Below are 25,802 nucleotides of genomic sequence, written 5' to 3'. Positions count from 1 at the left end.
GAGTGAGATGTTCGACTAAATGGTTTTTCCGGCGGGAATCCTTGTTCCTTTTTTTATGCGGCATGTTTTTCTTCGCGACCGCTCACGCGGGTGCGATCGACAAACTGCACCGCTTTTTGGAGAGCACGAAAACCTTGCGCGCCAGTTTTGCGCAGATCGTCGTCGCCAAAAACGGCAAGCGGCCCCAGATGTCTTCCGGGGTGATGATGGTTTCGCGGCCGGGCAAGTTTCGCTGGCAGATCGAAAAGCCGTATAGCCAGTTGCTGGTTGGCGACGGCGAGAAAATCTGGATTTACGACCCCGACCTGCGCCAGGTGACGGTCAAGAAAATGAGTGCCGCGCTTGGCAGTACGCCGGCGGCGCTGCTCGTCGGTTCGAATACCCTGGAGAAAGATTTCAATCTGCGCGAACTCGGCGAGCGCGAAGGGCTGGAATGGCTGGAAGCGACGCCGAAATCGGCGGACAGCGGCTTCGAGAAGTTGCAACTCGGATTTGCCGGCAACGACCTGAAGGCGATGGAATTGTTCGACAATTTCGGGCAAACGACGTCGCTGTCCTTCGGAAAACTTGAGCGCAACCCGTCGCTGCCGGCGACGAGTTTCCGTTTCACGCCGCCCGCCGGAGTCGATGTCATCAGTGACTGACCTGTTCGCTCAAGACCATCCGGTTCCACTTGCCGAAGCGTTACGCCCCAAGACGCTGGACGAGGTGATCGGCCAGCAGCATCTGATCGGACCGGGCAAGCCCCTGCGTCTGGCGTTCGAAGCGCGCAAGCTGCACTCGTTGATTCTGTGGGGGCCGCCGGGCGTCGGCAAGACGACGCTGGCGCGCCTGATGGCCGATGCTTTCGATGCCGAATTTGTCGCGCTCTCGGCGGTGTTTTCCGGGGTCAAGGACATCCGGGAAGCCGTCGCACGGGCCGAAGCCATTCGGGCGCAGTCGGGGCGGGCGACGATTCTGTTCATCGACGAAGTTCATCGCTTCAACAAGGCGCAACAGGATGCCTTTCTGCCTTACGTCGAAGATGGCCTGCTGACGCTGGTGGGCGCGACGACCGAGAATCCGTCGTTCGAAGTGAACTCGGCGCTCCTCTCCCGTGCTTCCGTCTACGTGCTCAATCCGCTGTCGGCCGACGAAATGGGCCAGTTGTTCGAACGCGCCTGTCAGAAAGCCCTTGCGGGATTGACCTTCGACGACGATGCGCGGGCGCGCCTGGTTGGCTTGGCCGACGGCGACGCACGTCGCCTGATCAATCTGCTCGAACAGACGCGCACGGCGGCGCTGACTGCCAAGCGGACACAGATTGATGGCGCCTTCATCGATAACACATTGGCGCAGAGCTTGCGTCGTTTCGATAAAGGCGGCGAGGCGTTTTACGACCAGATTTCCGCACTGCACAAATCGGTGCGCGGATCGAATCCGGACGCGGCGCTCTACTGGTTCTGCCGCATGCTCGATGGCGGCGCCGATCCGCGCTATCTTGCCCGCCGCATTGTGCGCATGGCCTGGGAAGAAACCGGGCTGGCCGATCCGCGGGCCATGCAGATTGCGACCGATGCCGCGGCCACGTATGAGCGGCTTGGTTCGCCGGAGGGCGAGCTGGCGCTGGCCGAAGCGGTGATCTATCTGGCCATGGCCGCCAAATCGAACGCCGCCTACGTCGCGTATAATGCCGCGCGTGCTTTTGTCGCCAAGGATGGTTCCCGGCCGGTGCCGCTGCATCTGCGCAACGCACCGACGCGTCTGATGAAGGAACTCGACTACGGCAAGAACTATCGTTACGCGCACGATGAAGAAGGCGCCTACGCGGCCGGCGAAAACTATTTCCCCGAAGGGATGCCGCCCGTCGACTGGTATCGGCCAGTCGAGCGCGGACTCGAAATAAAGATTGGCGAAAAGCTCGCGCATCTGCGCGAGCTGGATCGTCAGGCGAAGAAAATCAAAGACTCTAAGGACTGACATGCTTGACATACAACTGTTGCGGACCAACATCGATGCCGTTGCCGGGCGCCTTGCCACGCGTGGCTTTACGCTCGATAGCGCCACCTTCCAGACGCTGGAAAACGAACGCAAGACGTTGCAGACGCAGACGCAGGATCTGCAGGCCCGCCGCAACAGCCTGTCGAAGCAGGTCGGCATGCTCAAGGGGAAAGGCGAGGATGCATCGGCGGTGATGGCCGAAGTGGCTGCGCTCAAGGACGAGCTCGAAGCCAACGAAAAGCGCCTCGGCGAACTGCTCAAGGAACTGGAAGCGTTTGTCGCCACCATTCCCAATCTGCCGCAGGAGAACGTGCCGGTGGGCAAGTCGGAGGCCGACAACGTCGAGATCAAGCGTTGGGGCACGCCACGGACGTTCGATTTCCCGGCCAAGGATCACGTCGACCTCGGCGAAGGGCTTGGTCAGCTCGATTTTGCGACGGCCGCCAAGATTGCGGGCGCACGCTTCTCGCTGATGAAAGGCCCGCTGGCGCGTCTGCATCGCGCGCTTGCCCAGTTCATGCTTGATGTTCATACCACCGAGCACGGTTATACCGAAGTCTATGTGCCATACCTCGTCAATTCGGACAGCATGTACGGGACCGGCCAGCTGCCGAAGTTCGAGGCTGATCTGTTCAAGATCCTGCGCGAAGACGCTGATCCGCTGTACCTGATTCCGACCGCCGAAGTGCCGGTCACCAACATCGTGCGCGACGAAATCGTTGCGCAGGGAGCTTTGCCGCTCAAGTTCGTCAGCCACACGCCGTGCTTCCGCTCCGAAGCCGGCTCGTATGGCAAGGACACGCGCGGCATGATTCGCCAGCACCAGTTCGACAAGGTGGAATTGGTGCAAATTGTTGCCGCCGAGCAATCGACCGAAGCGCACGAGGCTCTGACCCGTCACGCCGAAACGATCCTCGAGAAGCTCGAACTGCCCTACCGTCGCGTCGCGCTGTGCACCGGCGATATGGGCTTCTCGTCGGCCAAAACGTACGATCTGGAAGTCTGGCTTCCGGCGCAGAACACCTATCGCGAAATTTCCTCGTGCTCCAACTTTGAATCCTTCCAGGCCCGGCGCATGCAGGCGCGTTGCCGCAACGAGAAAAACAAGCCCGAACTCGTTCATACCCTGAACGGCTCGGGGCTGGCAGTCGGGCGTACGCTGGTGGCCATTCTTGAAAACAATCAGAATGCCGACAGCAGCATTACGATTCCGGCTGCATTGCGTCCCTACATGGGCGGCGTGGAGAAGATCGGCGCTTGAGTGAGGCCGGGCTGGCTGCCGGCGGCGAGGACGGATTAGCGGTTTGCCGCAAATAGCTTGCGCGGCTTTCCGCTCTTGTCGGTCCTTGTCTCCGGTGCAATGTCGATCGATGAGAAAGCCATTTCGCGCCGGGTAAGGATGTCCGTATAGACGCGGATGTTTTCAACCATGATGACCGCCTCGCCGCCGCGCCCTCGTCCCGATTTGAGCCGGTTGTAATATTTTGGCTGGGCGAGAAGCGGTAGGACTTTCTTCATCTCGTACCAAGAATTGGGGTCGGCATTCAGTGTGCCGGCAATGTGCATGGCGGCTTTCAGGTGGCCCATGCCGAGGTTGTAGGCAGCAAGTGCCAGCCACAACCGGTCCGGTTCGCTAATGCCGGGGGGCAGCGATTGACGCAAGCTGCTGATGTAGCGGGCCCCCGCACGGATACTCTCCGCCGGGTCGAGACGGTTGCAAACGTTGAGTTGGTCCGCTGTTTCCTCGGTCAGCATCATGATCCCGCGCACACCGGTCGGACTGGTCGCCAGTGGTTCCCATTGCGACTCCTGATACGACACCGCCGCGAGAATGCGCCAATCGATGCCGGTTTCTGTTTGCGCATCCTGGAACATTTTTCGGAAACGCGGCAGTACCGACTGCACGCGTTCGATGAAGTGCAGGGTGTCCGCTTGGGTGAGCCGGTTTACATGGCCGAAGTAACGATCCTTCAGTCGATCCAGTTCGCCGTTCTTACGGCTGCGCTCCAGGAAGTCATTGGCTTTTGCAATCAGTGCAGGGTCGGTGTTGGGCGCGAAAAGCCAGACAATCGGCCGCGACGGGCCAATTTGCATGGCGTTTTGCAGGACAGGGAAGTGGTTGATGCCAATATCGAACTCGGCGTTGTTGACCAAGGCGGCTTCAATGCGCTGCGAAGCCACCCTTTCCATGAGGTCGATTTCCGTCTGCTGACGGCTGGCGACGGCTTTAAGGCCGGGAACCTCGTCGCTGATTTTGCGCAATGCCGTTTCCTGGCGGGATCCCGCGACAACGTGGATGCTCTTGTGCGCCAGTTGCCTGATTTCCATGGGCGGAAGGGATGCTTCGTGGGTCACGAGTATGTTCCGGCTTTCGAAGAACGGCGTACTTGCAGGCAGCCCATGATCGTCGGGTGCAACGAGCCAGGCGGCGGCCATATGTGCCTCGCCATTCCGAAGGCGCGTCTGGACTTCGTCATCGCTGGCGGCCACAACGAAACGGCTTCTTGACTTCAGATCGGCGGCAAACATCTGCACCAGATCGTGTTCGAAACCCATTGCATCGTTCCCGGAACCCGGTAAGGTGTTTGGCGAGTCAGGCGAATAAGTTGTTGATCCCACACGGGTCAAGATCACAAGTTCGCCGCTTTCGTTGAATGGCAAGGGAACAACCTTGCCGCATCCGGCGACAATAAGCGAAAAAATCAGAAGAAGATGGCGCATTTTTTCATGTCTTGTGATATAGTCTTGCCCCTGTTGGAGAGGTGGCAGAGTGGTCGATTGTACCTGACTCGAAATCAGGCGTACTGCAAGGTACCGAGGGTTCGAATCCCTCCCTCTCCGCCAAGTTGATAGAAAAAGCCCTTGATGTTCAAGGGCTTTTTTGTTTTGTGCAAAATGCGGTGTGCTACTGTTGTTCGTGCGGCGATCTCGTCTCGCTAGTGCAGTATTGCAACAAGTTCGTTGAATTCCCGCCCTGACGGCTACGAGGGTGGAAAATATCTAAAGTCGCTCCCCGGCTTGGCTACATGTTTACCCGAACCATTCCTGATTATCTGTCCGGCTACCCTGCATCGCTGGTCGAGCAAGTTCATCTGCTGATCGGGCAGGGCCAGTTTGGCGATTTGCTGCGCCGGAAATATCCGGGCATGCATTCGGTTCGTACTGACAAGGCTCTTTACGACTACGTGCAGGAACTCAAGGGCGAATATCTGCGCAATGCCCCGCAACCGGACAAAGTGGCATTCGACAGCAAGCTCCATGTGATTCATCAGGCTCTGGGAACGCACACAAGAATTTCGCGGGTGCAGGGCGCAAAGCTCAAGTCGAAGCACGAAATCCGCATTGCCTCCGTATTCAAAACGCTGCCCTCTGAATTCCTGCGCATGATCGTTGTGCATGAAGTGGCGCACCTCAAAGTGCGCGAACACGACAAGGACTTTTATCAGCTGTGTCGTTACATGGAGCCCGATTATCACCAGCTGGAGTTCGATTTACGGGCGTGCCTTCTTTGTCTCGATACAACGGAGAAACATATCTGGCCGGCCGGGTGTCGCTGATTTTGGTCGATATTTCTGGTGTTTGAACTGATCTATTCACGTCCCAAAGTAATTGAGGGGGAATGGTTATCTGACTCGAAATCGAACTTTTTCATGAACTCCGTTTTTTCCCTGACGCAGATCAATTCAGGTTTGTCTTCCGGGGCGTAAATGACGACAGCCGTTCCGTCACGCTCATTGGTGCAGTCAATTCCATCCGCCAGCACGATGTAACGCTTTCCGTTCTTTTTGTTGAGATAAGTGCGCATGTGTTCTCCTGGTTTCCGGGCCGTACGAGGCTATCGATTATGAACATAATTCCGTTTCAAGCGCTGGCTTGCCCTCTGGACCAAGCGCCCCTGTCTTGCTCCGGTTCGGCGTGGCGATGCGTGGCCGGCCACAGTTTTGATGTTGCCAGCCAGGGTTATATCAACTTGCTGCCCGTCCAGCACAAGCGTTCGCGCGATCCCGGCGACAGCAAGGAGATGGTCGCGGCGCGCCGACGTTTTCTGGATACTGGCTATTATGAGCCGATCGCCGCAGCGGTCAGTCGCGCAGCACTTACCGTTGATGTTGCAAGGGCGTCAACGCTCAGTTGCCTTGATGCTGGATGCGGGGAGGGGTACTACCTGCGCCGGCTCGTCGCGGAGGCGGGTGACCAGCGCCTCGCGCTTGTCGGGCTCGATATTTCCAAATGGGCGGTTCTGGCGGCCGCAAAGCAGGATAAAACAATCCAATGGGTGGTGGGGAGCAACGCCAATCTGCCTGTGTTGCCGGAAACGCTTGATCGTGTTCTGTGCATGTTCGGTTTCCCCGTCTATTCCGAGTTCGCTCGCGTACTCAAGCCGGGGGGACTGTTGCTGCAGGTGGATGCCGGACCGGATCATCTGCGTGAACTGCGCGAAGTCATTTATCCGGTCCTGAAGCCCGAGCGCCCGTCCGCGGCGGCAGCGCCGCCGGGTTTTACCCTCGTGTCCGTCGAAACGGTCCGTTACCCACTGCAAATCAATGGCAAGGAGCGGATTGCCAATTTGCTGGCCATGACGCCGCATCTCTATCGGGCAAGTGCCGAGGGCCGAGAGCGGGCGGCTGCGCTGACCGATTTGTCACTCACCGTCGATGTGCGCCTGTCGTGTTGGCGCCGTGAAGGATAAAAGGCCGTTGTCGATCAGTCGTCAGATGAATGCCTAAGCTTTTAGTCGTTTGCTGTCCGGTCCCGTTGTCCTGGCACAATCCGCGTCCGGCTTTTGCGGGCGACGATGAGCCAATAGCCGATAGAGAGAGCGAGTACCGTGGCCGCCGTCGCAAAGACATATTCAGGCGCCGTTTCCTTGTAATCAAGGACAATGACCTTGCGCAGGATTGCCATGTAGGCGGTGGCGATCACCACTTCGAGTTGAATAGCGTCGTCTCTTAAGTAACTGACAATATTGATGAAAATCTCAATGGCGATCAGTACGGCGATAAAGGCGCCAAAAGTGGCGAGAATGTCGCTGACGTCGATCAAGTGGTACGGGTGGGCGGAAATGCGCGTGTAGAGGACATACACGACGTCGGCGACACCGAAAATAATCACGACGACCATCAGTACGGCAAGGGCCTTCACGGCGAGATGGATGATCGATTGCAGGAATCGTACAAACCGCTCGTCGTGCTTGGAGAGCTGTTGCCATTCGTCCATGATCGTTTCCTTCGTTCAGGAGTTGTGTGCCAGGGCAAGATCACTTTATTGGAAGAATAGACTGACGCGTCGGTTTTTTGTTCTTCTGATCAGGGTATAGGGGGCGCGATACCATGCGCTTTGGTATGAAAAGAGGATGCCCGGATGGCGATGAATGTTGAGGACATGGTTGCTGATATCGCGGTGGAACTCAGGACAGCGCGGCGGGTGTTGTTCATTACCGGAGCGGGCGTATCGGCGGATTCCGGCTTGCCGACCTATCGCGGTGTCGGCGGGTTGTATAACGGCAGTGAAACGGAGGACGGCCTGACAATTGAGGATGCCTTGTCGGGCGAATGTTTCGCGACGCGACCGGATATTACGTGGAAGTATCTGGCGCGGATTGAACGCAATTGCCGCCAGATTGAACCAAACGCCGCTCACCGGGCGATCGCGGCGCTCGAAAAGGGGCGGCAGGTCGTGGTGCTGACGCAGAACATCGATGGTCTGCACACTCTGGCGGGTAGCACCAACGTCATCGAAATCCACGGCACGCTCGGCAGGCGGCATTGCACGCGCTGCGGCAAAGCGGCGGACGCGAGGCAAGCCGTGGGGGCGGCGGGTTTCCCTGTATGTCCCGTGTGCGGCGGCGTTGTTCGCCCGGAAGTCGTGCTGTTCGGCGAATCGTTGCCCAATGGCGCACTCCAGCGTTTGTATGAGGAATCGGCGACGGGCTTCGATATGGTGTTTGTCATCGGGACGTCCGCGGTTTTTCCTTACATTGCCGAACCGGTCATGCGCGCCGTCCGAAACGGCGTGCCGACGGTCGAGATCAATCCGGCCGGGACGCGGCTGAGCGATCACGTGCGGTTCCATTTGCCGCTTGGGGCGGCCGAGGCGTTGGTGGCAATCACCCGGAAGCCGGGCGAATCGTGCTGAGTCCGCTGGTTTTGCCGCAATAAAATCGGAACCTTGCCGGAAGGACGCGGCCTCCGTGCCCCTTATGGACGAGAGGGCCGGGTGGTAGAATGCGCCGTCACAATTCTGAAATAAAACTATGTTTTCGCACTTTATGCCCAAAGAGGGCAAATTCTTCGATCTATTTAACTCGCATGTCGAGCAGGTTGTGTTGGCAAGCCGGGAACTGGTCAGCATGCTCACCGTCCGCAACGAGTCCGATGAGCAGGCGGCCAAACACTGCGAAACGATCTACGCGATCGAAACCCGCGGCGACGAGATCGCCCGCGAGACGATGCAGCAGTTGCACAAGTCCTTCATCACCCCGCTCGAACGCGAAGAAATCCATCAGCTCATCACCTGGCTTGATGAAACGCTCGACCTGATCGAGGACGTGGCGTATACGGTCTCGCTCTATAACGTCAGCCACATCACCGAAGAAGCCATTTCGCTCGGCAAGCTCGGACTGGCGTGCTGCGAGAGGATGCGCGACGCCGTCGTGTTGTTGTCGTCAATGGACAACGGCCCGCAAATCCTGAAGCTTTGTCAGGAAATCGACGCACTGGAATCAGAAGCGGATCGCGAGATGCGTGGTGCGATGTCCAAACTCTTCCGCGAAGAGCCGGATGTCAGGGAATTGATCAAATTCAAATCCGTCTATGAACTCCTCGAATCAGTGACCGATCGTTGCGAGGATGTGGCGGACATCATCGAAGGCATCGTGCTCGAAAACTCCTGACCGGTGCCCCTATGGAAACTTTAAACATCAGCATGGGCGTCGTTGTTCTGCTCGTGGCCATGGCGTTGGTGTTCGATTTCATGAATGGTTTTCATGATGCCGCCAACGCCATCGCGACGGTGGTTTCGACACGCGTCCTGCGTCCGCAGACGGCTGTTCTGCTGGCGGCCTCGTTCAATTTCGTTGCCATTTTCGTTTTTCATCTCAAGGTGGCTTCGACGGTCGGCAAGGGCACCATCGACCCTTCGATCATCGACCACTATGTCATTTTCGGGGCGCTGGTCGGAGCGATCGCCTGGAATGTCATCACTTGGTATTACGGCATTCCTTCGTCGTCCTCGCACGCATTGATCGGGGGACTGGTCGGTGCCGCCCTGGCTAAAGCCGGGCCAGCGTCGCTCATTGCCAGCGGCCTGCTCAAAACCGTAGCGTTCATTTTCGTCTCACCAATGCTGGGCATGTTGCTCGGATCAATCATGATGCTTCTGGTTTCCTGGGCGTGCCGACGAGCGACACCACGGAGCGTTGATCGATGGTTCCGTCGGTTGCAGCTGCTTTCGGCGTCTCTTTACAGCCTCGGGCATGGCGGAAATGATGCGCAGAAAACGATGGGCATTATCTGGATGCTGCTGATTGCCTCCGGCTTGTCGAAATCGTCCGATCCGTTGCCGATGTGGGTGATTATCTCGTGCTACTCGGCGATCGCGTTTGGCACCATGTTCGGTGGCTGGCGGATCGTCAAAACGATGGGCCAGAAGATCACCAAGCTCCGTCCGGTGGGTGGTTTCTGCGCGGAAACGGGCGGCGCGATGACGCTTTTCCTTGCCACCGCGCTCGGCGTGCCGGTATCGACAACGCATACCATCACCGGCGCCATCGTCGGCGTCGGTTCGACCAAACGCATGTCCGCAGTGCGCTGGGGTGTGGCCGGCAACATCGTCTGGGCGTGGGTTCTGACGATTCCCTGCAGCGCCATTATTGCCGCGCTCTTCTGGTGTCTGGCAAAGGTGTTGTTCTAATCAAGATTCATGCATGAGCGGCCGTACGGACGTGAATGATCGGTCACGGCGGCTCCATCTTCATATCGGCATCGCGCTGTTGGTGCGATGCCGATAGTTTTCAGGCCAGGATGTCCGGTACGAGCATTCCTTCCAGCTGGAAGATCTTGTCCTTGAGCAGCAATTTGCGCTTCTTCAAGCGCTGGATGAGGAGCTGGTCCTGCTCCGCAACCGGCGCTCGCGTCAAATGCTCGATCACCAGATTCAGGTCGCGGTGTTCAATCTGAAGCTCGTTCAGTTGGGCGCGGGCGGCGCTTGTTTCTTCTTCGGTCAGCATCATTTTGGCACCCGTGTTGTTGGTTGAGGCCTCGGCGATGCCGGGAGGCTGGATGGCTGGTGGTGATCAGTGCGACAGCGACACAATCTTAGGCGCCCCTGCGGCTAAAGACAACGCTTCCCGCCAAATGGCAATCTCCGCGTTATGATTTGCAGCTCTGCTTATTCCTGACGTGTTTGGTGTTACGTATGAACAAGGCTTTTACCCGGGAAACTGACGGCGATGACGACGAGGGCGTCGAGCCCGCGCTGGCGTTGCCGCAAGGGACACGCAACTACATCACGCCGGGCGGTTACAAGCGAATCAAGGATGAGCTCGATCAGCTGTTGCGCGTTGAGCGTCCGCATCTGGTCGAGGTTATCCATTGGGCGGCATCGAACGGTGATCGTTCGGAGAACGGCGATTACATCTACGGCAAGCGGCGCTTGCGCGAAATCGATCGGCGCATCCGTTTCCTGACCAAACGTCTTGATCTCGCCGAGGTTGTCGATCCGGCGGCGCGGCGCGAGAACACCGATCAGGTGTTCTTCGGCGCGACCGTGACGCTGTGCGACGAACAAGGCGAGGAACAGACCTACCGGATTGTCGGCGTCGATGAGACCGACTTTTCGCGTAACAAAATCAGCTGGGTGTCGCCGTTGGCGCGTGCCTTGCTCAAGGCGCGCGAGGGCGATCAGGTGCGCTTCCAGAGCCCGGCCGGCTGGCGTGAGGTCGAAGTGCTGGTCGTCGAATACGTGACGATCGAGCCGTAAATCCCTTCCTGCTTCCGGCGCGGGGGCTTGAAATGATTCGCGCCATCCCCATCTACGGACGCGTTGCCGGGGGCTCCCCCGGCTTTTCCCATGTCCGAATCAAAATTCACGCAACTACGGAGCGACACGATGAGTGCCAACAAGGAAACCCTGGGTTTTCAGACCGAAGTCAAACAACTGCTGCACCTGATGATTCATTCGCTGTACAGCAACAAGGAAATCTTCCTGCGCGAGCTGGTGTCGAATGCGTCCGATGCCTGCGACAAGCTGCGTTTCGAGGCGCTGAACAATGGCGCGTTGTACGGTGACGACTCGGAGCTGAAAATCCGCCTTTCATTCGACAAGGAAGCACGCACGCTGACCATCTCCGACAACGGCATCGGCCTGTCGCGTGACGAGGCCGTGCAGCATCTGGGCACCATCGCCAAGTCGGGCACCCGCGAGTTCTTTGCCTCGCTGACCGGCGATCAGGCGAAAGACGCGCATCTCATCGGTCAGTTCGGCGTCGGTTTCTATTCCTCGTTCATCGTTGCCGACAAGGTGACGGTCATCTCCCGTCGCGCCGGGCTGGAGGCCAATCAGGCCGTTAAGTGGGAATCGGCGGGCGAGGGCGAGTACGACATCGAAATGGTGGAAAAGGCCGGGCGCGGCACCGACGTCATTCTCCATTTGCGCGACGGCGAGGACGAATTCCTGTCGAGCTGGCGCCTGCAGCAGATCGTCCGCAAGTACTCCGACCACATCACGCTGCCGATTGTGATGAAGAAGGAAACGTGGGACGAGGAGAAGAAGGAGCAGGTCGTCACCGACGAGGACGAGACGATCAATCAGGCGTCGGCGCTGTGGGCGCGGCCGAAGTCGGAAATTACCGACGAGCAGTACAAGGAGTTCTACAAGCACGTCGCGCACGACTTCGAGGAGCCGCTGGCCTACGTGCATGCTAAGGTCGAGGGCAAGCAGGAATACACGCAACTGCTCTACATTCCGCAGAAGGCGCCGTTCGACCTGTGGGACCGCAACGCCCGTCACGGCGTCAAACTCTACGTGCGCCGCGTCTTCATCATGGACGACGCCGAGCAGCTGATGCCGCTGTACATGCGCTTCGTGCGCGGCATTGTTGACTCGAACAACCTGCCGCTCAACGTTTCGCGCGAGATCCTGCAGGAATCGAAGGACATCGAGACGATTCGCGGCGGTTGCGTCAAGAAGGTGCTGGGCATGCTCGAAGGGCTGGCCAACAGCGACGAAGCCGCCGAGAAAGAGAAGTACGCCAAATTCTGGACCGAGTTCGGGCGCGTGCTCAAGGAAGGCGTCGGCGAGGACTTCGCCAACAAGGATCGCATTGCCAAGCTGCTCCGCTTCGCCTCGACGCATACCGATACCCCGGACGAAACCGTGTCGCTGGCCGACTACGTGTCGCGCATGAAGGAAGGCCAGGAGAAGATTTACTACGTCACCGCCGAGACCTTCACCGCCGCCAAGAACAGCCCGCACCTCGAGGTTTTCCGCAAGAAGGGCATTGAAGTGCTGCTGCTTTCCGACCGCGTCGATGAATGGGTGACCGGCTACCTGACCGAGTTCGACGGCAAGCCGCTGCAATCGGTCGCCAAGGGCGGCCTCGACCTCGGCGAGCTCGAAGACGAAGCCGAGAAAAAGGAAGCCGAACAGGCCGCCGACGAGTACAAGGAGCTGATCGAGAAGATCAAGACGACGCTCGGCGAGAAGGTCAAGGACGTGCGCGTGACGCATCGCCTGACCAATTCGCCGTCGTGCGTCGTTGCCGACGAGCACGACATGGGCGGCAATCTCGCGCGCATCCTCAAGGCCGCCGGCCAGAAGGCGCCGGAAATGAAGCCGATCCTCGAAATCAACCCGAAGCATCCGGCGGTGCAGCGGCTGAAGTATGAGGAAACCTGCTTCGACGACTGGGCTAACCTGCTGCTCGAACAGGCCACGCTGGCCGAAGGCGGCACGCTCGAAGACCCGGCCGGCTTCGTCAAGCGCATCAACGACTTGATGATGGCGTTGTCGGGGAAGTGATGCAGTAAACCTCTTTTGACGCAGAGGGCGCAGAGATACAGAGAACACAGAGAAAGCAAGCCCCTTCGTTTTTCTCTGCGAACTCTGTATCTCTGCGCCCTCTGCGTTTAAGGCGGTTATTGATGATTCCCGATCCATCCACTCTCGTCGGTCTGCCACCCATCCTCGACGCCAATGTCGAGACGCTGATTCTTGGCAGTTTTCCGTCGCCGGCTTCTTTGGCCGCGCAGCATTATTATGCCCATCGGCAAAACCAGTTCTGGCGCGTGATGGGCGCGGTGCTGGACGAGCCGCTGCCTGATCTCGACTATGCGGAAAAGCAGCGTCGCCTGTTACAGCATCGTGTTGGCGTCTGGGATGTCTATCGCTGCTGCCGGCGCGAAGGCGCGCTTGATTCGGCAATTCAGTCTGGCGAGCCGAACGATTTTGCACAGCTTTTGACGCGTGCGCCGCACTTGCGGCGCGTCTGTTTCAACGGAAAAACTTCGGGAAAATTCGAGCGCTGGTTCATGGGGAGCGGGTACGAGACCCACGTTCTTCCCTCCACCAGCCCTGCTTATACGCTTGCCTTGGCGCGCAAGGTCGATCTTTGGCGCGCAGCGTGGGGCCAGAGCCCCTGAAAAAACCTGATTCCTGCCTATTTATTCGGCACGAGCGTGTCGCGCAGGCACTGCAAGTGGGCGTCGCCTTCCTTGTCCGAACAGAGCTGGCGGGCTTTCTGATGGCGTTCGCACCGCTCCGGTTCGGCCGTTTTGCTGCAATCGGGCAGTGGCGACTTTTTCTCAACGCTGGCCTTCTGCTTGGCCGCTGCTTTGGTTGAGCGGGACGGGGTTGCGACTTTAGCCTTCGGTTCGGTTTTTGCCGCTGGTTTGGTGGCAGATGGCGGAACGAGTCCGGGCGCGCCGGGAACGCCGGCCGGACCGAGCTGCGCCTGGGCTGGGAGTGAAGCGAGGACGGTGGCGAAGGCGGCGACGATCAACAGGTGTTTCATCAATTTTCCTTGTGCGGTGAAAAACGGCGTCAAGCCGCGTAGATCAATGGCGGGCGTTGAATTGTAAAGAGAGCCGGCATGCTCTGCCATTAGCTGAAAGTCATAGAAGCAATGGCCATTACGGCGATGGAGGCAGGTAGCACGCGGCCCAAAAATTCAACCGATCAACTCATAACGAAGACCTCGAGTTCCGGATGACAGTTCCCGCGCGAAAATCGCGATTTACCGATTCTTTCCGCGGCGGCGATTGAGCTGTCTCGGCGCGCTCGGCTATAGTTCCCGGATTACGTATTCAGGGGGTCGTATGCATTCGAAAAAGCCCGGCAGGCCCAATTCCGAGCCGGAACATCGGCTGACTTTGCTCGAACTGCTGCGGATGCTGGTCGAGGACGGCATCGCCGCCCAGCCGGAAGCGGACGCCCTCGTTGCCGAAAGCCGTCTGAAACGGCTGGGAGCCCATCCGCTGGTAATCATCGCTGACCAGAAGTGGAAGTCATTGCTGGCGCCGCATCGTCCGCTGACGCTCGACGAACTGGGCGAATGGTTGGCGGCGCGGGTCGGACTGGAGTATTACCACATCGATCCGCTGAAGATCGATTTCAGCGCCGTTACCGATGTCATGTCGAGCGCCTATGCCACGCGTTTCGGCATTCTCGCGGTGCAGACCACGACGGCGGAAATCGTGGTTGCCACCACCGAACCGTTCCTGCGCGACTGGGAAAAGGAAATCGAATTCATCAGCAAGCGGCGCATCCGGCGGGTCATCGCCAATCCGCTCGATGTCGCCCGCTATCTCGTCGAGTTCTACAACCTCGCCCGTTCGGTCAAGAAAGCCACTCAACAGGGCAACCAGAGCGCCGGGCTGTCGTCGTTCGAGCAGCTCGTCGAACTCGGCCGCTCCAACCGCCAGTTCGACGCTAACGACCAGCACATCGTCAACATCGTCGACTGGCTCTGGCAATACGCCTTCGAGCAGCGCGCCAGCGACATCCACATCGAACCGCGCCGCGAGGTCGGCATCGTCCGCTTCCGCATCGACGGCGTGCTGCATCAGGTCTATCAGATTCCGATGAGCGTGATGGCGGCGATGGTCAGCCGGATCAAGATTCTCGGCCGCATGGACCTCGTCGAGAAGCGCCGCCCGCAGGACGGCCGCATCAAGACGCGCACGGCCGACGGACAGGAGGCCGAACTGCGTTTGTCGACGCTGCCGACGGCGTTTGGCGAGAAACTGGTCATGCGCATCTTCGACCCGGAAGTGCTGGTACGCAATTGCAGCGAACTCGGTTTTTCGGACGACGACCGCAAGCGCTGGAAAACGATGGCGGAAAGCCCGAACGGCATCATTCTCGTCACCGGGCCGACCGGTTCCGGCAAGACGACGACGCTGTATTCGACGTTGAAGATACTCGCGACGCCCGCCGTCAATGTGTGCACGATCGAAGACCCGATCGAAATGGTCGAGCCGGCGTTCAATCAGATGCAGGTACAACCGGCGATCGACCTCAATTTTGCCGAAGGTGTGCGCGCCCTCATGCGGCAGGACCCGGACATCATCATGATCGGCGAAATCCGCGATATCGAAACGGCCGAGGTGGCCATCCAGGCCGCGTTGACCGGGCACCTTGTTTTGTCGACGCTGCACACCAACGACGCGCCGGCGGCAGTGACCCGGCTGCTCGATCTTGGCGTCCCGCCTTACCTGATCAGTTCGACGGTGTTGGGCGTCATGGCGCAGCGGCTGGTGCGCGTGCTGTGCACGAACTGCAAGGAAGCGCGGCCGGCGACGCCGGAAGACGAGGCGTTGTGGGATCGCCTTGTGGCGCCGTGGAAAGCCAACCGGCCGAGCCAGTTCTATCACCCGGTCGGCTGCCTCGACTGCCGCATGACGGGCTATCGCGGGCGGCTCGGGCTGTACGAGATCCTGATGATGTCGCCCGACATGAAGCAGCTGATCGGCGATAACGTCGAAGTCGCCAAAATCCGCGAACAGGCGTATCGGGAAGGGATGAAGCCGCTGCGTATCTCTGGTGCGATGAAAGTGGCGGCCGGCGTCACGACGCTCGCCGAAGTGTTCAAAGTCGCGCCGCCTCTGGAGCGGGTGTGACGGAGGTGCAGCTTCCCGGTCGATTTACAGTCCCATATCAAGCCAGTAGGATGGCCGTAACCCATGACCAGAGCGAGTCCCCGCCATGAATCTTGAAAAAGTCATCTTCGGTTTCTTCGTCATCCTCGCCTGTACGCTGAACTTCGGTTTCTTCATCGGGGATATTGGCAACAGCCTCCTGCATGAGCCCGGCCACCTGTTCGCGGCCGTGGTCGTCAATCTGATCGCCCTGATCATGAAGTTCGGCGACCGAACCCATCTCGGTGCCACCCATCTGGCGACGAGCCTCGTCGCCATGCTGCAGTTGCTGGCCGCCTCGTTCGTCTGGATGTGGCACGTCAGCATCAACCACGCACCGATGGACGTGCAGACCATGTCGTCGGTCGTCTCGCTGAGCGGTGGTGCCTTGCTGGCCAATCTCATTTCGGTCGTCTTGCTGATCAGCGAAACGTTGCGCCAGACGCGGTAATGGCGATTTGAGCGAGAAGGAGGCGGTGTGAACGACCTGCTCTTCGTCATCCTGCGCCGCTTGCGCCGGCCGCTGATCGTCCTCGTTTTGGCCTACGCGGTTTCGGTCTGGGGGCTCGTCCTCATTCCGGGCGTCGATGCCGAGGGCAACAGCGTCCGGCTCGGCTTTTTCCACGCGCTTTATATCGTCAGCTATACGGCGACGACGATCGGCTTCGGCGAGATTCCGCATGCCTTCACCGACGCGCAACGGGCGTGGACCGTGTTCTGCATCTACGCCACTGTCGTTTCGTGGGCCTATGCGCTCGGCAGCATCTTTCACCTGTCACAGGACCAGACGTTTCGCGATGCCATCACCCGGCGGCGTTTCGCGGCGCGCGTCGCGGCAATGCAGGAGTCGTTCATCGTTATCGTCGGTTACGGCCAGAGCGGCATGATGCTGGCGCGCATGCTCGATCGCATGGGCGTGCGCATGGTCATCGTCGAAGCGCGGGCGGATCGGGCGGCGCGCATCGAAATCGACGAATTCGAGCATCCGCCGATTTTTCTCGCCGCCGATGCGCGCCTGCCGGATGTGCTCGTCGATGCTGGCGTGACGCACCGTAAATGCCTGGCCATGGTCTCGATGGCGGCCAGCGACGACGCCAACCAGGCCGTAGCGATCGGCGGCACGGTGCTCAATCCGTCGCTGCGCATCATCGCCCGCGTGCATACGCCGATCGCCCGCGCCAACCTCGAATCGTTCAAGAAGATCGAACTCGTTAATCCGTACGAATCATTCGCCCACAACATGCGGCTCGACATGGGCTCGCCCGAGAAGCTGCGCGTTATCGAATGGCTGACCGGCATTCCCGGCGGCGCGCGCCCCGGTTCGCTCAACCTGCCGAAAGGCCATTGGGTCATTTGCGGCGAAGGCAGTTTTGCCGACTATGTGGAGACGGCCCTCACGGAAACCGGCAATACCTGTTCGCTGGTCGATAACGATCCGCTCCTGCGAGCTTCCAGCGGCTCCGGCTGCCGCGCTGACGGCGTGTTTGAGGATCTCGTTTCGGCGGGTATCGAGCGCGCCGTCGGGTTGGTGGCTTGTACCGACGACGATCCGGTCAACCTCGCCACCGTCACCCGCGCCCGTTCCCTCAAATCGGATCTGTACGTCGTCATCCGCCAGGTCAATATGGCTAACGCGGCCCTGATCGATGCCTCGATGGCGCCGTTGCGCTTCGTCAAGGCCGAAGTTGTCGCCCACAAGGCGCGCCAGTTGCTGACTTCGCCGCTGCTGATCCGCTTCCTGCGCCACCTCGATAGCGCGGAAAATTCGGCCGAACTCGTGAAGCGGGCCGCGGCGCTGCTTGAAACGCACGTCGGCGATCGCGTGCCGTTCATGTGGGGATTCGATTGCTATCTCCCCTACGCCGGTATCCGCGAGGCGCTGGAGATGAAAGTCGCACCACCGTTCTGCATCGGTGATTTGCTGATCAACCCGGAAAGCCCGCCCGAACGGCTCAATGCCGTCCCGTTGCTGCTCCTGCGCAAAAGAACCGAGATTCCGTTGCCGCCGGACGACATGCCTCTGACGGCGGGCGATCGCATCCTTTTCGCGGGCGATCGTGGCGTCGAGGAGTTGCAACGGCGCTTCCAACTCGAACCGAGCCCGCTGATTTACGTCCGCACCGGCATCGAACCGCCGCGCAGCTGGCTGTTCCGCCGCCTGCACGCGATGCGGCGACGTGATCGATAGACTGTTGTCGCGAAAAAAAAACGAACCACCAAGCCACCAGGAACTCCAAGTTTCACCAAGTTAAACAAGGCGATGACTCGGTGTATTTGGGTTCTTTTGAGCCTTGATGGTGAAGTCAAATCCTTGCCTATAATGAAATTCGTTATGAACGACACAGGAGGTTTCCCGATGAAAAAAATCATTCTGGCTATTGCGGCTATCACGATCGGTGCCGGCGGGCTGGCCGGCTGCGCCAACATGACCGAAACGCAGCGCACTACCGCCACGGGCGCCGGCATCGGTGCCGTGGCCGGGGCGGTGATTGGCGGGATTTCCGGTGGCGGCAAGAGTGCCGCGACGGGGGCGGCGATCGGTGCCGCGCTCGGGGCGGGCGGCGGTTATCTCTGGTCGCAGCACATGCAGGAACAGAAAGCGGCGATGGAGCAGGCCACCCAGGGGACCGGTGTGAACGTCACGCAGACGGCCGACAACCAGCTCAAGCTGGAAATTCCGAGCGACATTTCGTTTGACTCCGGCCGTTACGACGTCAAGCCGAACCTGCGCCCGATTCTCGACCGCTTTGCGACGACGCTGAACCAGAATCCGGTGACGACGGTCAGGATTGTCGGCCATACGGACAGCACGGGTTCCGACTCGGTGAATGTACCGTTGTCGGTCAACCGCGCCAGCGCGACCCGCAATTACCTCGTTGCGCGCGGTGTGGCGATGAGCCGCATCAGCATCGACGGCCGGGGTTCGCGCGAGCCGATTGCCGATAACAACACCGTCGCCGGCCGGGCCATGAACCGGCGCGTTGAAATCTTTGTGGCGGAACCGCCGCGCTAAGATGCTAAGGCGCTCAAGCGCTGAATCAGGAAGGTGAAGAGGGGAGGGCAGCGCCTTCCCCTCTTTTTTATATCGAAGGGCCTCGTTGCATGACTCAGCACGGGGGCGGGTTTCCCCGTTCGATCCGGCTTTAACTTCGGCGAAGATATCGGCAAAGATAGCCCATTATGCGACGATAACTATCTGATAATTTATGACTATAATCGGCATAGTTATCGGCAAATATAGGGAAAATAATGATTGAGTTATACGCCGATGCGGCTCAGATGGAACCGCTAGTCATTGATAGCTCCCGGCCTGCCTACAACTCACTGATCGGGCTTGCGCACGAACTATCAGAGGCGTCTGCCTGCTTGGACGCGGCTGTTGTGCCCGCGACAGCGAGAAGCCTCTCTGAGCTTGTCTCGGGGATGAACTGTTACTACTCGAACTTGATCGAGGGCCATCACACCCTGCCAATGGATATCGAGAAGGCTCTGTTTGAGATAAAGGAGCAGATGGAGCAAAAGGACTTGCAGAGTCTTGCATTTGCTCACATTGAAGCTGATCGATGGGCAAAGCCGCAGTGTCTCGACCAAAAATCTCTACTCCCGTTTATTCTTGAAGTTCATCGGCGTTTCTGCGAGCACTTGCCGAAGGAAATGCTGACGCTCAAGGACGGGAGCTACATGGAACCCGGAAAGTTTCGAGAGCGTGACGTCCATGTCGGCAGGCATGTAGCTCCCAGAGCAGACTCTCTGAATGGCTTTCTGGAACGCTTCGCAAAGGTCTACGGCCTCCGCCTTGAATGGTCAAAAAAGGGGGGAATAAGCAAGCTGGACGGAATTCTTGCTGCTTTCTTCGCCCATCATCGTATTGTTTGGATTCACCCATTCCTTGATGGAAACGGTCGTGTCGCGCGAATCACCATCGACGCCATGCTTCGAGAGTGTGGCGTTAATGGCGCGGGCCTCTGGTCAATCTCCCGGGGATTCGCAAAAACGGCAGAAGAATACAAGGCGAAACTCGCCGGGGCCGACCAGCCTCGAATGGGCGATCTTGATGGACGTGGAAACCTGTCCGAAAAGAGGTTGGCAGAGTTTTGCGAATACGCCATGCAAACGGCTATCGATCAGGCTAAGTTCATGGCCCGGATGTTCGCACTCGACAACTTCAGGTTCAGAGCCGAGCATTTTTTCCGGAAAGTGCGGTTCGACCTCAAGCCTGAATCTGTACACCTGTTTCTCCATGCCTTCAGCACTGGAGAGTTCGACCGCATGGAGGCAAGCCGTCTGACCGGCCTGCCCGAGAGAACTGCGAGAGACGTACTTAACGCGCTCGTCCTCGAAGGATTTCTTGTCTCGGACACTCCTAGAGGCCGGGTAAGAGTTGGCTTCCCGATGCATGCCCTCGGGTCTCTTTTGCCCAACCTCTATCCGGCAGGCGATCTGGACGTGGATCCACAAGCGCTAAAACAGCTTGTCAAGGCGGCAAAAGCGAATGCGGTGACAAGAAATTCACTTACCCACAAGATGAAGCTCAAATAGCAGCGATTACGTGCTAATTCGGACTTGGCTGGCACTGCCGTGGCGCATAGACTGAAATCAGTGTGGAGCCGAAAAACGCAGCGCTTCTCAACCAGGGAGAACAAAACAAAAATGCTTCCTCGCCGATCCGCTTCCAGGTCAGCTTATCGCCGGTTGATTGAAAGTCTGCGCGTGATGCTGGCCATCATCGCCGGCCTGCTGATGCTTGATGCGCGGCCCGCGCTACCGCCCGGACTGTCGATTGCCGTTGGCTGCTTCAGTGTTTATGCCAGCGTTTTGCTCTGGCTGGCGGCGAACGGGACAGCGAATGTCCAGCGCCGCCTTTTCTACTGGATCGATGCGCTCTGGTTCCTTCTGATGTTGTGGCTGTCCGGCGAGGGGCGGACGCACTATTTCCTGTTCCTCTTCTTCCCGGTGTTTTTCGCCGCGTGGCGAACGGGATATCGGGAGAGCATCATCATCGCGACCTTCAGCGGTTTTGCATCGCTGGCGATCTTCGCCCTGCGCGAACCGCATCTGCCGTGGATGCAGATCATCGCCTTGCCGCTTTCCTTGTTTGTCGTCGGTCCCATGTTCGTCGGGCTGGCGCGGATGGAGGTGCTGACGCAGAAGAACCAGGCACTTGCCGCATCGATGGTGGAGCGGCTCAACCCGCGGCGAGGCTTTGACAGCATCGTCCACGATGTGCTCGAGCAGATTGCCGTGCATCTCGATGCGTCGGTGGCGATATTCGTCCTGCGGCCTTTCGGAGGAAAGTGCCGAATCTTTTGCTGGGAAGAAAACGAGGGCGCCTCCGAGTTGCCGCACGAGGTTGCCGTCCTGTTGGCCGACCACGCACTGGCCTTGCCGGCGGACGCCGCCGCCGGCTGGTCAGGCGAGCGTCACTGGTGGAACTGCAACCGCCAATTCGAGCTTGATCCTTCGGGCGAACCGGCCGATCCGGGTGCATCCGATCGCGAAACGCTGGTTGCGCTGAATGACCTGATCGGTCGCGGGCGTCTGGTGACCGTTCCACTCGGAGTGATGGGCGTCGGCCGGATGCGCCTGATCCTGGCGGGCGAGGGGGTCCGCGTCAGCGTTCAGTTGCTCGACAGGCTGCAACTCATCGTCGAGCACCTTGGGCCATCGCTCGAAAACGCCTACCTGCGGGAACAACTCGCCGCCGAGGCGGCGGATGCCGAGCGGGCCAGGATCGGACGCGACCTGCATGACAGCGCGATTCAGCCGTACATCGGCCTGAAGTACGCGGTCGAAGCCGTCCAGCGGCGCGCGGGGCCGAACAATCCCGTGGCAGAGGATCTTGAGCGTCTGGTCGAAATGGTGACCGAAGAGCTGATGACCATGCGCGATGTGGTCAGCGGATTGCGCGGCGAACTGGGCAAGGGCGGGGCGTTGCTGTCGAGCGCCGTGCAGCGTCAGGCGGCCCGTTTCGGGCAACTGTTCGGCATCGACGTCAAGGTGGATATCGAAGGCGACATGCCGGTCAGTCGGCGCATGGCCGGCGAGTTGTTCCACATTGTGTCGGAAGGGCTCAGCAACATCCGGCGGCATACAGGCGCACGGCGGGCATGGATTGCCTTGCGGGTGTGCAAGGGCCAGCTGGTGATCAGCATCCGTAACGAAAACGACGCCAATGTGCCGCTTGATTTAGACTTCACGCCACGTTCGCTCACCGAGCGGGCGGCGGATCTGGGCGGTTCCGTCGATATCAAACGGGATCGGGCGATCACGACGGTCACGGTCCGGGTGCCCATGCCTGCCGCAAAAAGCGGCAAAACGTCCTCTTGAGAAGGCGATTGACAATGACAGAACAGACGGCGGACCAGACTCCGATTCGCGTAATGCTCGTCGATGACCACAAGTCGGTACTGTGGGGGCTCGAACGGCTGGTCGAAAGCGCACAGCCGCGCATGGCGGTCGTCGGCACGGCAAGTACCTGCGCCGAACTGCTGTCCAAGGTCGTTTCGGCCAAGCCGGACATCATCCTGCTCGACCTCGATCTCAACGGCGAGAATTCCTTCGACGCCTTGCCGGAGCTCCTGCAGCTGACCGAGGCCAAAGTGCTGTTGCTGACCGGCAGCCGGGATTCGTCGCTGCTGCAGGCCTCCGTCCTGCACGGTGTGCGCGGCGTCGTCGGCAAGGATGAAAGCGCCGACGTCGTGCTGCGGGCGATCGAACGCGTCCACGCCGGCGAAGTCTGGATCAACCGGGCGATGATGGGGAAACTTCTCGATGCGATGTCCAGCGGAGCCGGCAAGGGCGGTGAAAAAGACCCCGAGGCCGCCAAAATCGCCAGCCTGACGCCACGCGAGCGGGAAATCATCCGCGCCGTCGTCAACAGCCAAGGCGAAAAAAGCCTGGCTATCGCCGACACCCTGCACATCAGCGAACACACCCTGCGCAACCATCTGACCCTCATCTACGAAAAACTTGGCGTGCGCAACCGGCTGGGGCTGTTTGCCTATGCCGTCAAACATGGTCTGGCAGAGAGTTAGGCTTTCGCCGAATCATATGGGACTTTTGTCACGTCCTGCCGGGAGTCTCCTCCCCGAAAAATAGGTTGAAGAGTCCGGTTTCTTTCCGGCGAGCCGTTCCTAGAATGAAATCAACAAAAGGAAATAATTCATTCAACCGGGAGCGACAGAAATGTGGAAACAAGCCAATTCAGCCATTCGGCATGGATGTCGCAAGATTAGCCGCTTGGCGAACGATGAGTCCGGCGTTACCTCAATCGAGTATGCGCTGATCGGTGCCTTGATCGCCGTCGTAATCGTGGCGAGCGTGATGGGGACGGGGCAGGCGGCGAATGGTTTATGGGAGTTTGTTGCGCGTGAAGTTGCAGCTGCCGTTCAGAACTGAATAGGGTTTCAGGCAGTTGAGGCTTCAACAGGATTTCAGGCAGGCCGGCGGTCTTGCCTGATGGGGTGGCCGCCGGTGGGCGGAATGTGGGGTTCAGTCAAGGAGGACTATCATGAAAAAGCTGATGACATTTGTACGCGACGAGGAAGGCGTAACCGCGATTGAATATGGTCTGATCGCTGCGCTGATTGCTGTTGTGATTATTACTGCCACTTCGGAAGTTGGTGACAATTTGGTTCTTGTCTTTCAAAGAATCCGTGACGAACTGGCTGCCGCTCTTGCTGCCTAGACTGTTCTTTTGCGTTGCGATAGGGAGAAAACAACTCTAAATGAATAATTACTGGCTATCGGCGGGAGCAGTGGCGTGTTTGCTCGGGCTTGCGGTTCGATACGACATTGCCACCCGCCGAATACCTAACTGGCTGGTTGCTTCGGGGCTGGTCGTGGGCTTGGCTTTCAGCCTCTTTGCTCCACAACCGGCCTTTTTTTCTACCAGCGTTGGGCTAGGGTTAAGTCAGTCGTTGCTCGGTGCGTTGGTCGGACTCGCGTTGATGTTGCCGTTGTACGCGATCCGCGCCATGGGCGGCGGCGATGTGAAGTTGATGGCGGCGATCGGCGCCTTTCTTGGCCCGATGCCGGTGGTCGGTGCGGTTCTGCTGACCTTTGTGGCAGGCGGTGTGTTGTCGTTGTTGGCAGCGTTGTTTTCAGGGGCGCTGGCACGTGTGATTGATAACTTGCGGCTGATGGGATTGGTAGTGTTTACGGCCCGTTCTTCCGGGCTGTCATTGCGCGATGTGCAAACGACCGGGAGATTGCCCTATGCGGTGGCGATTGCCATCGGCACCGGGTTGCAGATAGGGCTGACAATGCTGAAGGACTGGCCGTTCAAATAGAACAAGAAGTGAAGGCCAAAAGTCGCTGGTTACAGAATGGACGGAGAGGACATGATGAACAGCGAAAAAAATCAGGGAGTGCTCGCCGAGGCTCCGGAACTGGGTCAAGCAAAGGATGTGGCGCCTCTGGCCCCTCGCAGCCTGGAAGAGACCGGGCTGAACGATCACCTGCTAATCGAACTGATCGTCAAGACGCTTTATCTGCGTGGCAACATGAGCCTGATCGAGTTGGCTCAACAGTTGCGGTTGCCGGCCATGATCGTGGAAGGGGTCTGTAATTTCATGCGCGCCGAGCGGCTGGTCGAGCTGCTGCGCCACGGTTCAACGAGCGGCGACGCTGATTACGGGCTCACCGAGCACGGGCGATCGCGGGCGACCGATTTTTTGCGTCGCTGTCGGTACGTCGGGGCAGCGCCCGTAACGCTGGAAAGCTACACCAAACAGGTTCGCGCCCAGTCTTTTGCCGACATGCGGGTGACCCACGCCGATGTCGAGGAATGCTATCGAAATATGGTCGTGAATGCGGAGTTGCGCGACCTGGTCGGCACGGCGATGAACTCGGGCAAACCGATGTTCCTCTATGGCCCGTCCGGCAGCGGCAAGACATTCCTCGCCGAGAGCATGATGCGATTGCTCCATGGCACGGTTTATGTGCCTTATGCCCTGGTTGTCGATTCGGAAATAATTCAGGTGTTTGATCCGATCATTCACCGACCAATCGATACAGAATCGAAGAAAAGTGGTCTCGACAATCGTCTGCGCGTTGATGGGCGTTGGGTTCCGTGTTCGCGTCCGGTCGCCATCAGCGGTGGCGAACTGACTATCGATATGCTCGACCTGCATTTCGACCGCACCTCCGGGTATTACCAGGCGCCGTCGCACGTCAAGGCGAATAACGGCCTCTACATCATCGACGACCTTGGCCGCCAGATCGTGCGTCCGGAAGAACTGATGAACCGCTGGATCGTGCCGATGGATCGCCGGCGCGACTATCTCGCTTTGCATACCGGTGGGAGCTTCGAGATTCCATTCGACGTGAAGCTCGTTTTCTCGACCAATCTGTCGCCTTCTAAGCTGGCTGACGAGGCCTTCTTGCGCCGTCTTGGGTACAAGATTCACATCGGCGCCGTGAGCGATAGCGAATACGAACGAATATTCCGCGATGTGTGCGACGAATTCGGGATTACGTTCAATGCCGAGACTTTTGATGCACTACTCAATACGCATCGACGGCTTGGGCGTCCGACCTTTGCCTGCTATCCGCGCGACCTGCTCTCGCAAGTGCGGGATTATGCGACCTACCGCGAATGGCCTGTCGAGCTTACTCCGCAGCTTATCGACTGGGCATGGCATAGCTATTTCGCTTCGGAATGATTCGCTTGGCGACCGTAAGGAG

General features: G+C 59.0%; 27 protein-coding genes and 1 tRNA gene. 23 read left to right on the top strand and 5 right to left on the bottom strand.

Annotated elements, in window-relative coordinates:
* Positions 1-62: 62 nt before the first annotated feature.
* From lolA to serS, 3 genes are read left to right on the top strand one after another with little or no spacing between them, the layout of a single operon-like run.
* Entirely contained in the window at positions 63-644 is a 582-nt protein-coding gene (lolA, locus tag GH659_RS01755; protein ID WP_153109055.1) for an outer membrane lipoprotein periplasmic chaperone LolA, read from the top strand.
* Positions 637-1,959: a replication-associated recombination protein A gene (locus GH659_RS01750; protein ID WP_281349691.1), complete on the top strand. Its 1,323-nt coding sequence runs from the start codon at positions 637-639 to the stop codon at positions 1,957-1,959. The genes lolA and GH659_RS01750 overlap by 8 nt, the downstream gene beginning before the upstream one ends.
* Before the next feature lies 1 nt (position 1,960).
* A complete protein-coding gene (gene serS, locus GH659_RS01745) occupies positions 1,961-3,241 on the top strand; it encodes a serine--tRNA ligase (protein ID WP_153108981.1) in 1,281 nt (426 codons plus the stop codon).
* 35 nt (positions 3,242-3,276) lie between these two features.
* Here the strand turns inward: serS and mltF are convergent, their stop codons facing one another.
* On the bottom strand, positions 3,277-4,701 hold the full coding sequence (gene mltF / locus GH659_RS01740) for a membrane-bound lytic murein transglycosylase MltF (protein WP_153108980.1): 1,425 nt from the start codon (positions 4,699-4,701) through the stop codon (positions 3,277-3,279).
* Positions 4,702-4,736: 35 nt separating this feature from the next.
* Here mltF and GH659_RS01735 point away from each other — a divergent pair.
* Positions 4,737-4,824, top strand: a tRNA-Ser gene (locus GH659_RS01735).
* Positions 4,825-5,006: 182 nt separating this feature from the next.
* Positions 5,007-5,537, top strand: coding sequence for a YgjP-like metallopeptidase domain-containing protein (locus GH659_RS01730; RefSeq protein WP_153108979.1), 531 nt, complete (start codon positions 5,007-5,009; stop codon positions 5,535-5,537).
* 32 nt (positions 5,538-5,569) lie between these two features.
* Here the strand turns inward: GH659_RS01730 and GH659_RS01725 are convergent, their stop codons facing one another.
* Positions 5,570-5,785 carry a hypothetical protein gene (locus GH659_RS01725; protein WP_153108978.1) on the bottom strand — a complete coding sequence of 72 codons (216 nt, stop codon included), beginning with the start codon at positions 5,783-5,785 and terminating at the stop codon, positions 5,570-5,572.
* 39 nt (positions 5,786-5,824) lie between these two features.
* On the opposite strand from GH659_RS01725, the gene GH659_RS01720 reads away from it, so the two are divergent.
* Entirely contained in the window at positions 5,825-6,670 is an 846-nt protein-coding gene (locus GH659_RS01720; protein ID WP_153108977.1) for a putative RNA methyltransferase, read from the top strand.
* A gap of 41 nt (positions 6,671-6,711) precedes the next feature.
* Here GH659_RS01720 and GH659_RS01715 read toward each other — a convergent pair whose 3' ends face one another.
* Positions 6,712-7,197 (bottom strand): phosphate-starvation-inducible PsiE family protein, encoded by a 486-nt coding sequence (locus tag GH659_RS01715; protein WP_153108976.1) that lies wholly within the window; start codon positions 7,195-7,197, stop codon positions 6,712-6,714.
* A gap of 144 nt (positions 7,198-7,341) precedes the next feature.
* Between GH659_RS01715 and GH659_RS01710 the strand changes: the two genes are divergently transcribed.
* The 3 genes from GH659_RS01710 to GH659_RS01700 all read left to right on the top strand — a co-directional run bounded on the left by GH659_RS01710 (position 7,342) and on the right by GH659_RS01700 (position 9,891).
* Positions 7,342-8,115: an NAD-dependent deacylase gene (locus GH659_RS01710; protein ID WP_425499969.1), complete on the top strand. Its 774-nt coding sequence runs from the start codon at positions 7,342-7,344 to the stop codon at positions 8,113-8,115.
* A gap of 118 nt (positions 8,116-8,233) precedes the next feature.
* The gene (locus GH659_RS01705) at positions 8,234-8,872 is read left to right on the top strand and encodes a DUF47 domain-containing protein (protein WP_153108975.1); all 639 of its coding nucleotides are present in this window, start codon (positions 8,234-8,236) and stop codon (positions 8,870-8,872) included.
* 11 nt (positions 8,873-8,883) lie between these two features.
* Entirely contained in the window at positions 8,884-9,891 is a 1,008-nt protein-coding gene (locus tag GH659_RS01700) for an inorganic phosphate transporter (RefSeq protein WP_153108974.1), read from the top strand.
* A 100-nt stretch (positions 9,892-9,991) separates the two neighbouring features.
* On the opposite strand, the gene GH659_RS01695 is transcribed toward GH659_RS01700, so the two are convergent.
* The gene (locus GH659_RS01695) at positions 9,992-10,210 is read right to left on the bottom strand and encodes a YdcH family protein (protein WP_211364066.1); all 219 of its coding nucleotides are present in this window, start codon (positions 10,208-10,210) and stop codon (positions 9,992-9,994) included.
* Positions 10,211-10,395: 185 nt separating this feature from the next.
* On the opposite strand from GH659_RS01695, the gene greB reads away from it, so the two are divergent.
* The 3 genes from greB (at position 10,396) to GH659_RS01680 (ending at position 13,619) form a co-directional block, all read left to right on the top strand.
* Positions 10,396-10,959, top strand: coding sequence for a transcription elongation factor GreB (greB, locus tag GH659_RS01690; protein ID WP_153108973.1), 564 nt, complete (start codon positions 10,396-10,398; stop codon positions 10,957-10,959).
* 90 nt (positions 10,960-11,049) lie between these two features.
* The gene (htpG, locus tag GH659_RS01685) at positions 11,050-12,999 is read left to right on the top strand and encodes a molecular chaperone HtpG (protein WP_425499968.1); all 1,950 of its coding nucleotides are present in this window, start codon (positions 11,050-11,052) and stop codon (positions 12,997-12,999) included.
* Between the two features lie 122 nt (positions 13,000-13,121).
* Positions 13,122-13,619 (top strand): DNA-deoxyinosine glycosylase, encoded by a 498-nt coding sequence (locus GH659_RS01680; RefSeq protein WP_153108972.1) that lies wholly within the window; start codon positions 13,122-13,124, stop codon positions 13,617-13,619.
* A gap of 17 nt (positions 13,620-13,636) precedes the next feature.
* Here GH659_RS01680 and GH659_RS01675 read toward each other — a convergent pair whose 3' ends face one another.
* Positions 13,637-13,990 (bottom strand): hypothetical protein, encoded by a 354-nt coding sequence (locus GH659_RS01675; protein WP_153108971.1) that lies wholly within the window; start codon positions 13,988-13,990, stop codon positions 13,637-13,639.
* A gap of 304 nt (positions 13,991-14,294) precedes the next feature.
* Between GH659_RS01675 and tfpB the strand changes: the two genes are divergently transcribed.
* The 11 genes from tfpB (at position 14,295) to GH659_RS01620 (ending at position 25,780) form a co-directional block, all read left to right on the top strand.
* Positions 14,295-16,097, top strand: coding sequence for a type IV pilus assembly ATPase TfpB (tfpB, locus tag GH659_RS01670; protein ID WP_153108970.1), 1,803 nt, complete (start codon positions 14,295-14,297; stop codon positions 16,095-16,097).
* 85 nt (positions 16,098-16,182) lie between these two features.
* A complete protein-coding gene (locus GH659_RS01665) occupies positions 16,183-16,566 on the top strand; it encodes a DUF6394 family protein (protein WP_153108969.1) in 384 nt (127 codons plus the stop codon).
* Between the two features lie 27 nt (positions 16,567-16,593).
* On the top strand, positions 16,594-18,303 hold the full coding sequence (locus GH659_RS01660) for an NAD-binding protein (RefSeq protein ID WP_153108968.1): 1,710 nt from the start codon (positions 16,594-16,596) through the stop codon (positions 18,301-18,303).
* A 168-nt stretch (positions 18,304-18,471) separates the two neighbouring features.
* Entirely contained in the window at positions 18,472-19,128 is a 657-nt protein-coding gene (locus GH659_RS01655; protein WP_153108967.1) for a YiaD family glycine zipper/OmpA-like lipoprotein, read from the top strand.
* A gap of 236 nt (positions 19,129-19,364) precedes the next feature.
* Positions 19,365-20,654, top strand: a complete 1,290-nt coding sequence (locus GH659_RS01650) for a Fic family protein (RefSeq protein ID WP_153108966.1) — start codon at positions 19,365-19,367, stop codon at positions 20,652-20,654.
* Positions 20,655-20,765: 111 nt separating this feature from the next.
* Positions 20,766-22,442, top strand: coding sequence for a sensor histidine kinase (locus GH659_RS01645; protein ID WP_153108965.1), 1,677 nt, complete (start codon positions 20,766-20,768; stop codon positions 22,440-22,442).
* A 14-nt stretch (positions 22,443-22,456) separates the two neighbouring features.
* Positions 22,457-23,149 carry a response regulator transcription factor gene (locus GH659_RS01640; RefSeq protein WP_153108964.1) on the top strand — a complete coding sequence of 231 codons (693 nt, stop codon included), beginning with the start codon at positions 22,457-22,459 and terminating at the stop codon, positions 23,147-23,149.
* A gap of 151 nt (positions 23,150-23,300) precedes the next feature.
* Entirely contained in the window at positions 23,301-23,513 is a 213-nt protein-coding gene (locus GH659_RS01635) for a Flp family type IVb pilin (RefSeq protein ID WP_153108963.1), read from the top strand.
* A gap of 112 nt (positions 23,514-23,625) precedes the next feature.
* A complete protein-coding gene (locus GH659_RS01630; RefSeq protein ID WP_153108962.1) occupies positions 23,626-23,802 on the top strand; it encodes a Flp family type IVb pilin in 177 nt (58 codons plus the stop codon).
* Between the two features lie 40 nt (positions 23,803-23,842).
* Positions 23,843-24,406, top strand: coding sequence for an A24 family peptidase (locus GH659_RS01625; RefSeq protein ID WP_153108961.1), 564 nt, complete (start codon positions 23,843-23,845; stop codon positions 24,404-24,406).
* A gap of 51 nt (positions 24,407-24,457) precedes the next feature.
* On the top strand, positions 24,458-25,780 hold the full coding sequence (locus GH659_RS01620) for a P-loop NTPase and SpoVK domain-containing protein (protein ID WP_246167631.1): 1,323 nt from the start codon (positions 24,458-24,460) through the stop codon (positions 25,778-25,780).
* Positions 25,781-25,802: the final 22 nt, after the last annotated feature.

Origin of the sequence: Propionivibrio limicola, assembly GCF_009469695.1 — a bacterium.
GTDB classification, from domain to species: Bacteria; Pseudomonadota; Gammaproteobacteria; order Burkholderiales; family Rhodocyclaceae; genus Propionivibrio; species Propionivibrio limicola.
The sequence above is the reverse complement of the archived record's forward strand: the minus strand, read 5'-3'. Positions and strand labels throughout refer to the sequence as shown.